This window comes from Gracilibacillus saliphilus (assembly GCF_010994085.1).
Taxonomy (GTDB): Bacteria; Bacillota; Bacilli; order Bacillales; family Amphibacillaceae; genus Gracilibacillus; species Gracilibacillus lacisalsi.
The window spans coordinates 359832-373821 of the sequence record NZ_WJEB01000002.1 but is presented as its reverse complement, the minus strand read 5'-3'; the positions used below and the strand labels follow the sequence as shown (position 1 = coordinate 373821).

Annotated in this window: 9 protein-coding genes; 1 reads left to right on the top strand and 8 read right to left on the bottom strand. The window is 33.2% G+C overall.

Annotation, left to right across the window (positions count from 1 at the left end; all coding sequences use genetic code 11):
- Positions 1 to 47: 47 nt before the first annotated feature.
- The 4 genes from GHT08_RS05905 to GHT08_RS05890 form a co-directional block, all read right to left on the bottom strand.
- The gene (locus GHT08_RS05905; protein WP_238343508.1) at positions 48 to 3689 is read right to left on the bottom strand and encodes an N-acetylglucosaminidase; all 3642 of its coding nucleotides are present in this window, start codon (positions 3687 to 3689) and stop codon (positions 48 to 50) included.
- A gap of 170 nt (positions 3690 to 3859) precedes the next feature.
- Positions 3860 to 6385 (bottom strand): glycosyltransferase, encoded by a 2526-nt coding sequence (locus GHT08_RS05900; protein ID WP_163580506.1) that lies wholly within the window; start codon positions 6383 to 6385, stop codon positions 3860 to 3862.
- A 13-nt stretch (positions 6386 to 6398) separates the two neighbouring features.
- Positions 6399 to 7904: an ABC transporter ATP-binding protein gene (locus GHT08_RS05895; RefSeq protein WP_163580505.1), complete on the bottom strand. Its 1506-nt coding sequence runs from the start codon at positions 7902 to 7904 to the stop codon at positions 6399 to 6401.
- A 13-nt stretch (positions 7905 to 7917) separates the two neighbouring features.
- Positions 7918 to 8694 carry an ABC transporter permease gene (locus tag GHT08_RS05890; RefSeq protein WP_163580504.1) on the bottom strand — a complete coding sequence of 259 codons (777 nt, stop codon included), beginning with the start codon at positions 8692 to 8694 and terminating at the stop codon, positions 7918 to 7920.
- A 294-nt stretch (positions 8695 to 8988) separates the two neighbouring features.
- On the opposite strand from GHT08_RS05890, the gene GHT08_RS05885 reads away from it, so the two are divergent.
- Positions 8989 to 9144 (top strand): hypothetical protein, encoded by a 156-nt coding sequence (locus GHT08_RS05885; protein WP_163580503.1) that lies wholly within the window; start codon positions 8989 to 8991, stop codon positions 9142 to 9144.
- Positions 9145 to 9196: 52 nt separating this feature from the next.
- Here GHT08_RS05885 and GHT08_RS05880 read toward each other — a convergent pair whose 3' ends face one another.
- The 4 genes from GHT08_RS05880 to GHT08_RS05865 all read right to left on the bottom strand — a co-directional run bounded on the left by GHT08_RS05880 (position 9197) and on the right by GHT08_RS05865 (position 13693).
- On the bottom strand, positions 9197 to 10477 hold the full coding sequence (locus GHT08_RS05880; RefSeq protein ID WP_163580502.1) for a nucleotide sugar dehydrogenase: 1281 nt from the start codon (positions 10475 to 10477) through the stop codon (positions 9197 to 9199).
- 102 nt (positions 10478 to 10579) lie between these two features.
- The gene (locus tag GHT08_RS05875; RefSeq protein WP_163580501.1) at positions 10580 to 11344 is read right to left on the bottom strand and encodes a glycosyltransferase family 2 protein; all 765 of its coding nucleotides are present in this window, start codon (positions 11342 to 11344) and stop codon (positions 10580 to 10582) included.
- A 10-nt stretch (positions 11345 to 11354) separates the two neighbouring features.
- Complete coding sequence (locus tag GHT08_RS05870) at positions 11355 to 12485, bottom strand: glycosyltransferase (protein WP_163580500.1); 1131 nt, start codon at positions 12483 to 12485, stop codon at positions 11355 to 11357.
- Between the two features lie 98 nt (positions 12486 to 12583).
- Positions 12584 to 13693: a glycosyltransferase gene (locus tag GHT08_RS05865; RefSeq protein WP_163580499.1), complete on the bottom strand. Its 1110-nt coding sequence runs from the start codon at positions 13691 to 13693 to the stop codon at positions 12584 to 12586.
- Positions 13694 to 13990: the final 297 nt, after the last annotated feature.

Genomic DNA, 13990 nt, shown 5'->3' with positions numbered 1-13990 from the left:
GAAATAAAAGAAAGAGATCCCTGTCACTGCAGGGATCTCTAGTTATATTATCTGTAGTTAGGAATATCAAAATGAAGTATCGGGTTTTCTAATTGACTGTATAGATATTTTATATTACTTATTTGTTTGGTTGCCCATGCCATATCTGTTGCATATTGCGGATAGCCAGGATTTGCAGGGTTCCATCTCATTTTGTATAGGGTATTTTGTTTATAGCTATTATGAATGTATGATCCACCAATAAACTTAGCACCACCTATAATTGCTGCTTCTGGTGAAAACCAGCCTTCTCTATATGCTTTGAAAGCACCTAGCCTTTTTGGATCGCTATCTGCTGCTCCAATTCCAAACATGTTATAAGTAGTTTTTATATTGGATAAATTATCTCTGTTTTTAGAATTCACTAGCTGGAGATTTCCATTTGAATCTTTTCCAACCTTAATTCCATTAGCTAAATCAGAACTACCGTGACCTGTTTCCAGTATTGCGTGTGAAATTAAATAAATCTCATTAACAGAATGCTCCAAGCCAGCTTCAATAAACACTTGACCTTTTCCTGATAAAATACCTTTTCCTGAAAGTATATTATTTAGTTGTGTATCTGACACACCAGGGCTAGAAGACAATACTAAGTGTTGGTAAAGATCGTTATTGTCAGGGTCTAAGTATGTTACTACATCTGAGGCTTTTGCATTTCGCCAAGCACCTAGACTAATTTCATACCATGTATTGCTTCCGTTCCATGTGTCACCTTTCACACTCTTAATTACTGATACTTTCTCACCTTTATTATATGAGGTATAAATATGGCTATCAGGATTAGTAGATGCGTAAATATTCGCCTTTTTTTCTATTTTCCCAGAACTAGACACAAATGAACTGTGAATATAAGCAGGTTGATTTCGATATTTATCAGTTTGAGGTGGTGTAGACAAACTCATCTGAGAACTAAGAGCGTCCATTAAAGAAACATTATAGTTGCTATTTTCAATAACTTGTCTAGTAGGCACTTTAGTCTGCTCAGCTAAAACTTTGTTTCTTTCCGCAATATCTTTAACACTATCAGATACTTCGGGCGAAGCAAGTAATTTATTGTATCGATCAATTGCAACATCAAATCTAGTATTCTCATGTTGCTTCATTGCCCATAATAATAGATTTAATGCACTAGAATTCAATCCAGTGAAAAACCTATTTTCATTCGGGTACAATATAGTGCCTTCTTCAAAAAGTTCAAATTTAGTAGAAGCACTATCACTCCGATCGGCTTGCATATATAAGTAATCTGAAGATGGGAAGCCACCTCTATCTAAGGCATATTTTAATTTAATTTCTGCCTCCTTTAATATTATGTTTTCTACTTTAGGCGCTGAAAGTATCTTTTGATAACGATCTATTGCCGTATCATAGTTACTATTTTGATGTTGTTTAGTGGCCCAATCTAACAATGCTTGTGCTCCATCATTTATTCCCTCTATAAACCTGGAATCACTGGGATATAAAACGTATCCATCAATATATGATTCTAGGATTTTTGATGCACTAGTTTGATTTTGTGCAATTTCTAGTAATTCTTCACTTGAAGGTAAAGTATTCTCTTCTTGTGCATAATTTAATTTCATTTGAGCTGATTTTTTTAGCTCTTTAGAGACTGCCGGTGCATCTATAATCGCCTTATATCGAGCTGATGCAATTTCGTAATCTCCTTCATTATGCTTACTTGAAGCCCAATCTAACATTGACTCGGCAACTTCATTAATAGCGTCAATTAATGACTGTTCTCCTTTATAAATAGCATAACCGTCTGTAAGTAAATCTAGACGTGCACTCAAAGTATCTAGATTCATAGCTTCTGTTATTAAATTAGAAACAGAAGGTATTAATTTATCTTTCTCTGCATAACTTAGCTGAAATGTTACTTGATCAGAAAGGTCCTTTGTAATAAGTGGTAGATTTAATAGATATATATATCTATCTTCTGCAGTTGTATAATTACCACTTTGATGTTTTTTTGTAGCCCATTCAAATAGAGTTTGACTGCTTGTTTTTAAACCTTCTTCAAAGCGTTTATCATTTGGATAGAAATTATAGCCTTCTGCAAAGAGATCTACAGTTCCTGAAGCAGTAGTTTCCTCTTTGGCAGCTTTATAGATAACATCTGCTGGTCGCTTACCAATTTGAGCATCTGCTAGTTTACTTTCAACTTGTTTCAGAATATCCTGATTTTTTATAGCAGCACTTAGAATCATATTATATCTTTCGATAGCTGTTTCGTACCTTGCTCTATCATGTTGTAACTTCGCCCAGTTAAACAATTGCTTTTGACTATCGAGAAATCCTTGATGAAATCGATCATCCTCTGGGTATAAACCATAAGCTACTTCATAAGCATTAAAGATACCTGAAACCGTTGTTTCTTTTTGTGCGCTTTTATACAACTTATCTGCTGATGGTATTTGCTTCTGATTTTCTGCTAATTCTAAATAATTTGATGTTTGCATTTTTAAATTATCGGTGATTTTTGGTGTATTTAAGATTATTTGATATCTCTCAATAGCTGTTTCATAATCACCATTATTTTGTTTTTTCCTTGCCCAATTCAATAAATTTTTAGCACTTTGATTAATTCCGTTATGGAAACGGGTATCATTTGGATAGAATTCATATCCTTCAAGGTACAAATTAAGTTGTCCGGATGCTGTCCGTTCATTAACTGCTAATTCATAAATAACATCTGCCGGTCGCTTTCCTTTTTGTGCATCCTGGAGACGTTGTTCGACATTATTATGGATCTCTTGATGAACTAAGGGTGCGCTTAAAATCATTTCATAACGTTCAATAGCCGTTTCATATCTTGCTTTATCATGTTGCTTTTTCGCCCAATCAAACAAAGTCACTTGGCTATTTAAAAATCCTTCAGATATTCTTTCATCAAAAGGATGCCAATTATACGCATTAAGAAAAGTATTAAATATACCTGAGACTGTTGTCTCTTTTTGAGCTTCTTCGTATAGTTTGTCAGCTGATGGAATGGCTTTGTTTGCTTGAGCCTGCTCTAAATATTTTTGGGTTAAGTTAACTATCTCATCTTTTACACCATATGTTTCGATTATAGTTTGATAGCGATCAATAGCTGTCTCAAATTCATCACGATTCTGTTTTTTTCTTGCCCAATCTAAGAGCGATAAAGCACTTGATTGCACACCTTGCTCAAATCTGGAATCATCAGGATATTGTTCCATGCCTTGAGCAAATAGTTCTAACTTCCCTGTAGCAGTTCGTTCTTCTTTAGCCATTTCATATAGTTCATCAGGTGATGATGCCTGAGCTGTAGTTTGCATTGTAGTATCCTGGTTATCTACTTCTTCTTCATCACTAGCTTTTGTTTCTTCGTTAGCTTCTTGTTCACCCTGCTGTTCTTCTCCACTAACCTCAGTTTCTTCATAAGTTAGTTCTTCTTTACTAATAGATTGTTCAGTCTCATCTGGATTTTCGTCTTCCTCGCTTTGTTCTAATTCTTCGCTTTTATTTGTAGTACTCTCTTCTGTATTTTCAGAATCACTTTGAATACTACTATCCTTATTAATTATCTGCTCATCGTTCACCTCCTCTGCTGTTTCAGCATAAATTACTGGAGATGAGATCATAAACAATGTAATTGTACTAACTATGCAAACAAACCTTTTCATTCAATCTTCCTTTCTGACATTAAAATTACAGCTATCAACCATATTTATTATATCAAAATCAAGCTTATAGTAGTATATATAATTTCAAATTATATGACGAAATGCCAATAACCAACAGTTTTTGTGTAGTTATTTGTAATTAATAAAAACCAAGCCAATAGGCCTGGTTTTTATTTTGAGATTATTTTCTCTATTCTTTTTTGATGCATGCTATAGCTAAAGTTTTCTTCTACAAAACGTAAAGCTTTTTCTGAACTACTTTTCATTAGAGTTGGGTCATTACGCAATTTCATAATAAGAGTTTCTACCTCATCAGGCTCTGCGTAATTGGCAGCATCCTTAAAAAGTGGTTTATAGTTATTTGGTAATACAACGGGTACTCCTACAGCCATCGCCTCTATTATCACTCGTCCGAATGATTCAACCCAATCGGAATGTGTAAAGTAAATGAATAGGTCTAATTCTTTTAAAAATTGTTGAGGTGAAATCTCGCCAAACTCATATACCTTCCAATTTTCCGGCACGTAACCAATCACTCTTTCAGGAATACTCGCTCCTCCCAATACTAATACCTGACAATTACTGTTTTCTGGATATACAGAAAGCATTTCTTCTTTTGTTTCCGGCCACTTTACGTAAGAATCCCTTGAATGTCTACCTATTTTAATTAGATCTGGTTTGTTTTCTTTTGTTTTTCGAAAGTTATTCCATTCCTCAATATCGATAATGTTATACCAGTCATCTTGTGATAGTGGCTTATTAGCTATTTCACTTTGATGATGCGTAATCAATGCTTCCCTTATAAGTGGACCAATAGTATGCCAAGTACCTGCCGTTCCAAAATAATGAATCATACTTTTATAAATTTCATCTAATTCATAACGAATTTCAAAATTAGTCCCATAAGCACTTTGAGGTGGTTGATTAATGATTAGTCTAACATCTTTAGCAACTACATCTGGAATATAAATTTGTTTTTCTTGCAACATAGGAGGATATCGTAAAATTAATACATCACAGGAAACTTTTTCTCCGTATACTAATAATTGTACTGTTTCTCCATCAATTAAATCTCTAATCTTAGGATTAATCTTCTTTTTTGGAGGATAATCATAACGTGCCATTTGAATTATTCCTGTTTTATAACCCGCTTTTTGTTGTGCTTTAATTTCTTCGACACTTGATAAAGTGGAGCCACCGTCTAATCGAAAATCAGAGACAATTATAACATCAAAATGTCTTCTAATTGATTTGTCTTTAATTCGTTCTGGCAACATTGGTTCTGGAACCGGGAACGGTCTGTTTTTCATCGGAAATTCATAATATAAATTTTTATTGTTTTTATGATAGTATACTTGTGCTTCTAAATATTCTTTCCTTGCTCCCATAAAAAATCCAGGAAATCCGAATGATGAATTACCAGTAAGGGACGTTTCACTCTGTCTTTGGAAAGATAGAGGACCTGTTTCTAATTCTATAATACTCTCTTCTCCGAAAACATGCTTAATTCTTTTAATAAATTCGGAATCACCACCGAATCTAACTGAATCCCAATATCCTATCGCACCCATAACTTCTTTTCTTCTAAACATAAAAGAAGACATGTTACTAAATATATATAACCCTGGTTTACCTCTTCTAAAGAAACTCAAATTTTCTGTTGCCCTAGCTTGCTGAGAGGTATTCCCAATGTAATTTTCATTTTTTAGTAAATGCATCACTTGCGTTTCTATCTTCTTACTATGGGACCAGTCATCAGCGTCATTTATGGTCACAAAATCTCCCGTAGCTTTGGATAAAGCAATATTACGTGCTACATAAGCACCACTATTGGTTGGAGTTTTTAACAGGTGTACTCTATTATCTTTTTTTTGAATTTCCCTTATGATATTTTCTGTCTTATCATTACTGCAATCATCAACTACCATTACTTCTAAATTACTCCATGTTTGATTTAAGATTGATGACAAAGAAGTTTTAATTACTTCTTCAGCATTATAAACTGGTATAATAACAGTAACTTTAGCTTCATTAAACTTTCTCGAAGATGCATTTTCAGTTGATAATTGATCATATGGATCCCGCTTATCATTTGTTTGAGTAAAATATACATTACTTAGTGAAAAATATTTGTAAACTTTATTTACCCATTTTAAGCGCTCAGTGATCGAATCCTCTGTATTCGCTCTAGCCAAATATAAATCTGGATGGTGTTCTACTCTAAGCATCTTATCTAGTATACTTTTAGCTCGTTCTTTATGCCCCAAATACATTAAATTTTCAGCTTCAATTATAGTAATTTGCCTTAATTTTACTGGGTCTTTTTCACCGTTTGAAACTATTGGTAATAACTTAATGCTTTGTCTTGCACCTTCTTCTGTTTGTTTATTTGAATGCCAAACAGCTAACTCCCAAGCAATTAATTTCTTCATTAAATTATTATTAGTGGCCTCCATAAGCTGCTCTAATTCAATCAAGGCTTTTTCTTCAAAACCAAGGTTTCGTAATTTATATTTAAGCCTTTCTACCTTATTGAATTTTTTCTGTTGTTTTCCATTTTTGACAAGACCCTTAATACGATTTTTTATTACAGATGGAAGCTTATCAACGATTTGGCGACGATGTTTAGAAGAGATTACTTTATAAGCACCAAATTCAATTATACTTACAATAATTTTTTTGATTTTTTTCTTCATGCTTTAAAACACCCTATTTACCTGATTTTTTTTCTGCTAGCCTTTTGTTATATCTATTAATTGCTTCTTCAGGTTCTCCATCAAAAACAACTCTTCCTTTTTCAAACCAAATTGCCCTTGTGCATACAGTTTTAACAAAATTCATGCTATGTGAAACGATAATTACTGCTTTTGCACTTAATATCATCTCTTGAATTCTCTCTGTAGCTTTTTGCTTGAACTCCATATCCCCTGTAGACAAAGCCTCATCAATTATAAAAATATCCGGCTCTAGCGTTGAAGCGATACTAAAACCTAATCTTGCTTTCATACCACTAGAATATTCCTTAACTGGTTGATTGATTTTATTCCCTAATCCTGAGAATTTGACAATATGGTCATAATTTTTTTCTACTTTTTCTAAAGGCATACCTAATAGCATACCATTTAAATATATATTATCTGCTCCAGATAATTGAGCATTAAAACCAGTACCATAACCTAACAATGCCGAAGTTTCTCCGTTAATCTGTATTTGCCCTTGTTCCGGTTCAAGAATTCTCGTTAGAACTTTACAAAGCGTACTTTTCCCAGCTCCGTTATGACCAATAACTCCAATAATTTCTCCCTCTTTAATATTGAAATTTACTTCTTTCAAAGCCCAATGTGTTTTTTTCTTTAAATTATATGCTACACTTATGTTTTCAGCTTTAATTACAGTATTATCTTTTACAATTGTCTCTGTTTTATCGATTTCTAATTTCTTCTTTGGCTTCTTTGGTGGTAAGGACTGTTTATAATGCTCGACTATTTGTTCAGGATCTCCAACTTCGCGTACTTCTCCTTTGTCTAACCACATTAATCGATCACAATTTTTTTTAGCAAATCCTATACTATGTGTAACTATTATGACCATTTTTGCCTTTTCAACTAATTCTTTTATTTTTTTAGATGCTTTGTTACTAAACTCTGTATCACCTGTATTTAAAGCTTCATCCAAAATTAATATTTCTGGCTCTAAATGTGCAGCTACACTGAAACCTAGACGTGCTTTCATACCACTAGAATAGTACTTCATTGGCTCTTCAAAAAATTCCTCTAATCCCGAAAAGTCATGGATATCGTTAATAAATTGAGCAATTTTCTGTTTTTCAATGCCTAACATCATTCCATTTAGATACACATTTTCTCTTCCTGTTAATTCTTTATTAAAGCCCATTCCAAATGAAAATAAAGCCGTAACTTTGCCATCAACAGTGAGACTTCCTTTATCTGGTTCTAAAATGTTTGAAATCGTTTTGCAAAGGGTCGTTTTACCAGCTCCATTTGATCCAATTATCCCTAGTACCTCACCTTTATAACCAGTAAAATTAATATTTTTTAGTGGCCAAACTAGTTTCTTTTTTTTGTTTTTATTCTTGTCCTTTCTTTTCATCCAATTTAATGCGTGTGACTTATAATCGTCTTTTTTAAAGTTTGGATCAAAAGATATACCTAAATTCTCAGCTTTTATTAATATTTCTTTATTATTTACTGACATAGAAAAACCTCATTTATAAAGCTTTAATTATTTTATGCTCATTTTTCATGAAATGGTAAAGCATGAATACAATGGCAACGCATGAAGCAATAGTGATTACAAATAATCCTGTAAATTCTGGAACCTGCTGATACATTAATATAGCACGATAAGCATCAAGAATGATTGCCACAGGATTAATAGCCACAACCCAATCTAGCTCTGCTGGAAGTCTACTTCCTTCCCAAATAATTGGAGAAGCATAAAAAAACATTCTTATTATATGTGACAAAATATAATCAATATCTTTAATAAACACACAAATATAAGAAATGAACATACCAAGAGCTAATAACATTAATAATTGAATAAGTATGATTAACGGTAAATAAACTATTTGCCATCCTGGCATTACCCCAAATGCTATTAAGAATATTGCTATTACCACTAATCCAAATACAAAGTTAAATAATTGTGACGTAGATAAAGCTATCGGGAACATCGACTTAGGTAGATAAACTTGGTTAATAATCGATGAATATTTAGTAATTGCTTTTGCAGATGACCTAACAGTTGTATTCATCCATCTCCAGACAACCAATCCTATTACTAAATAAACAGCATAATTTTCTCCACCTCGCTGAAGAATAATTACTACTAAAAAGTAGTATACTAGCACATTTAATAAAGGATCTAACAACCACCAAAAATATCCTAAATAGCTATCTCTATTCTCAGCTTTTAAACCTGATTTAACTAAATATAATAATAAATCTTTTCTTTTTAATATTTCAGATAAGTAATTTCGCATAAATCAAAATGACACCCACCTATATTTTAATTGCTTGCAAGTCAACTGCTATAATTATAGTTTAAGCTAGACCGTTTTTCTATCAGGAACCTCTATATCATTCGAAAATATTTCTTTCTTTATTAATGTTGAATACTAAAAACTTTATCAACGAATCAACATAAGAATATATATTAACCTAGATGATTTCATTTGTAAAGGTTTTACATATCTCCAACTAAATATATTGCTCATTATAAAATTTTCATTGTTGTTCAAAATAGAAATATATAAAAGATATAAAGGAGCATATAAATGAATAAAAAATTCAAAAATCTGCTATTTAATTCAAGTAATAAACATTCAGAATACCTTGAAGAAAGTAATTGGGATTCAAACCCGGATGATATAGATGATCTAGATATTGAATATGAGTTTGAAGGCTTTATTAATAAAAATAAAGTTGATTAATTAATTTATTATTTAAAGAAGCACAATATAGCTATATTGTGCTTCTTTCTATTTATAATCTCCACAATTTGAATTTCTCAGGGCAAGCCTCTTTATTCAATTTACTTTTTAGATCAACTAATATATTTACGTCATTTTTAACTAACCTTTCAAATTCAGACCATGATTTTTCTAAGTAGAATTGATGCGGTACAGCTAATACAACTGCATCAGATGGCTTTAAATCTTCATAAGGAATAAGCTCCACACCGTATTCACTTTTTGCTTCTTCTGATGGAGCATAAGGATCAGAAACTTGAATATCCATACCATATTCCTTCAGTTCATTAATTACATCAATAACTCTAGAATTTCTTAAATCAGGTACATTTTCTTTAAAGGTTAGACCTAGAATGGTTACGGAAGCTCCATGAACTTGTATTTTTTCTTTGATCATTTCTTTTACTAAAGCTGTAGCTACATATTTACCCATATCGTCATTAATTCTACGTCCTGAAAGAATAAGCTCTGGTCTATAACCTACTTTTTCAGACTTGTGTGTTAAATAGTATGGATCAACGCCTATACAGTGTCCCCCTACAAGCCCTGGACTAAACGGTAAGAAATTCCACTTTGTTCCTGCTGCTTCTAACACTTCAGCGGTATCAATACCCATACGGTCAAACATAATAGCCAATTCATTCATTAATGCTATATTAACGTCACGTTGTGTATTCTCAATAATTTTTGCAGCTTCCGCTACTTTTAATGATGATGCTCTAAAGACTCCAGCATCAACAACACTTTCATACACTTCTGAAATGATATCAAGTACTTCTGGTGTTTGACCGGAAACAACTTTGGTGATTGTTTTAAATGTGTGTTTTTTATCCCCGGGATTAATTCTTTCTGGTGAATAACCAATAAAGAAATCTTCACCTGATTTCAAACCTGATTCTTCTTCAAGTATTGGGACGCAAACCTCTTCTGTAGCTCCTGGATACACAGTAGACTCATACACAACAATAGTACCTTTTTTCAAGTGCTTACCTACTGTTCTTGAAGCTCCTTCCAATGGTTTAAAGTCCGGTAATTTGTTCATATTAATTGGAGTTGGAACAGCAATAATTAAAAAGTCACAATCTGATAGCTGAACAGGATCAGACGTAAATGCTATATCTGCCTTCTTTAATTCTTCTATCTCTACCTCATTGGTAAAATCAATATTATTTTTTAATGTGTTAATTCTATTTTCGTTAATATCGAAGCCTACCACATGGTGTTCTTGCCCAAACGCAACTGCTATTGGTAGACCTACATATCCTAAACCTACAATGCCTATTTTTCTATCCATTATCTACACCTCTTATAATTTAAGTATTTTCAGAAAAAATCTTAACTAGTATTACATAATTTTATTTTTAAACAAAATATCAAATTTAAACATACTTAGAAATTATACAACATATTTTTTTATTTTAAAATATGCATAATGCATAAAATACCAAACACTTTTTAACAAATTTAGTTTTTCCACTTCTCGATATACTTTCCAATTTTGTTTAGCCATTTTTATTTTATTACTAGAAATAGAATTTTGTCTAACTCGATATTTAGCCAAAGTTTCTTGCAAACCAAATGCAGTAAAACCTCTTCGTGTCAAATTCAACCATAATGCATAATCTTGTCTCGCTCTTATATTTACCATCTGGATTTCATTGATTTTATCTCGGTCTAATATAACTGTTAGACATCCAATCACACAGTTTTTTAACAAATCATTATATTCTACAGCATCAGGAATTGTTACTACTTTATTTTTTGCATCATCTGAGTGAATTTCCAAATAGCTTGTATAGGTAAAAGCATAATCATGCTCTTGCATAAAAGTTAATTGTCTTTCTAATTTTTCCGGCAACCATCTATCATCACTATCCAAAAATGCAATATATCTGCCTTGTGCGTTTTCGATTGCTGTATTTCTGGCGACCGCTGCTCCTTGGTTTTTTTCAAGGGCAATCAGTCGGATTCTATCGTCTTCTTTCTGATATTCTTCAATAATCGCGATTGTCTGATCGCTTGAACCGTCATCCACAATTATCATTTCCCAATTTGGATAGGTTTGCTGTAGGACCGACTCTATCGTCTCTTGTATATACGTTTCTGAATTATAGGTTGGCGTAATTACAGAAACAAGATTGTAATCTTTTATTTCATTCATATTTTCCATCCTATTTATTTAATAATTGCTCATACCATGCTAAGAGCTTTTTCTCCTGAGATTCCCAGCTCAACTCCTGTAAGACCGCTTTTCTACCATTATACCCCATCGTCTCCGCTTCTAGTGGATGATTGTTTAAGTATTCTACAGCATCGATCCATTCTTGCTTATTTTCAGGGTCAACGGTAATACCACATTGATGCTGGTCGATAAATGCTTTCCATCTTGAAAAATTCGAGCAGATGATCGGCAATCCTGCACTCATATATTCAAAAAACTTCGTTAGTTCTTTCTTCAAATAATGATCGGTTGCAGGGAAAATCGCTAAACCGGCAATCCAGTTTTCATTTAAATAATAATCATCAATCTCTTCTCGCTCAACAAAACGGTCAATCCCGTCAAAGTGGAGGTAGTCTTGCTTGTCACCTGCTTGTTCTTTCATTTGTTCTGCTAAACTACTCGGGCATTTCCCAACTAAATAAACATGCTTGTCCATGATTTGCGGAATTTCAGCATGATAAAATGCGCCTCTTTCCACCGATACATTTCCGGTGTATAACAATTTGTTGCTCACCTTGCTACGATCGATTTTTTGATTGATTAATTTCTCATTCAAGATCGGATAATTGAGGATGCATGTCCCTCGTTGATAACGATCAAAGTAATATTTTTCTGCCAGGCAAAGCTCCATTTTCTTTACTAATAAGCGTTCTATACTATTGTACAATTTACCGATGATTCGTTTGATGGGCTGAGGAAAATACTCTTTCTGCATAATACTTGTATAGTAATCCTCATGTACATCATAGATGACTTTGTTATCTTTCTTTTTTAACAGCCAACCGACAAAGATTAATTCCGGATCATGAAAATGGTAGATATCCGCCTTCATCTTTTTTGCTTGTTTATAGGCTTGGATTGGCCCAAAGAGCATTCGTTTCCATCGATTGGCATACTTCTTAAGTGGAATGATTTCTACATTTTTTTGCTCATCCTGACTATCACTCTGTTCATCGATTGGTGCCATTAACGACACATCATATCCATTCTTTTGCAGTGATACACATTCTTTATGATAAATTCTCGTATCATATGGGTGATGAACAGTCGTGATATGGACAATTTTACTTGATTGAGACAAATAGATAAACCTCCACTTCTATAAAGGCAAGCTTAAGTTTTGCCTTCGTTTAACTGATACTTTTGAAAAAATAATTCGATGATGTGAACAACCATTAATTATAGCACATCTAGAAAAATTTGTTCATATTGTCTTACGATCTTGTTAGAGTTAAAGAATGTCGCACGTTCGTAACCTTTCTCTGTGATTGTTTGCAATTCTTCTGATGTTGCTTGTAAAACAGCAAGCATATTCTCTGCAAGCTGTACTTCATCACCGACAGGACTTAACAACCCATATTTGCCGTTGTCCAATACCTCTGATGGACCAGAGCGACAGTTGGTTGATACAACAGCTGTTTTGCTAGCTAATGCTTCGGCAATTACATGACTAAATCCCTCATGCCTAGATGACAGTACAAATAAGTCGGCATGACGGAAATAAACATATGGATTTTGTTGAAACCCAAGAAAATGTACACGATCTTTTATGTTTAATTCGTTTGATAACTGTTTTAATTCATCATATAAATACCCTTCTCCAAGCATCACCAGTTGACTAGCGCATTGTTCATTGACCTTTGCAAAAGCACGTAACATCGTGTGGTGATCTTTTTGAGGGACTAATCGTCCAGCAGTAATGATCATCTTATCATCTGTATCAAATAATGACTGATGATCGAAGTCTTCTTCTTGATTAGCCAGATCTGTAATATTGGCGACATCGACCGGGTTATAGATTACTTCAATCGATTTTCTCGGTACTTTATACCGTTCGACTAGATTGTCTTTTACCCCCTCTGAAAGGGAGATAATTTGATTCGCTAATCGATAAACAAGGCCAAATCCTAATAACTGAAGATTTTCTTTCCATGTACCACCTAGATTATCCGCTTCCCTAATCACATTTTTAGCTTTTGTGAAAGAGGCTAGTTTTGCCAATATCGCAATCGTGTTTACCCTTGGAATTGTGCTAAATACAATGTCTACTTGTTGTTCTCGAATTATTTTTGCTAATTTAAAAATGGATCTGCTCAAACGTTTCGTGTCCAATTTAATAAAGGTTACATCATCTTTTAGTGCATGCTCATAAGACCCATCGTAGTTTAACGTGACTAAGATGGGGGAAAATTTATTTCTATCTAAGTTATTGATAATGTTTAATAAAGTTCTGGCAGCTCCACCGGCCCCCATTTGATAGATAAAGAACACGATGTTTACTTTTTTCATCTGTTTTCTTTCCTCCTGCTTACGATCAGGCTGCTTATATCTGTTCGTTTAAAATATCTGTTTATGACTGTGCGACCGAAAACTGCAATATTTTACATTTTCATCACATATCTTTCTATTTTATACGATAATCAATAGAAACGAAAGAGTTATTAGCGAAATGTAACGCAATTGATAAAGAGTAAAAGGCAGTACTATTCATTCGTCACTTAGTGGGTAGTTTTCTTCATAGAATTAATAATATCCTATTTCAGAGAACTTTCCCTAGAAAAAGAGCTATATCCACAGAACAGCTCC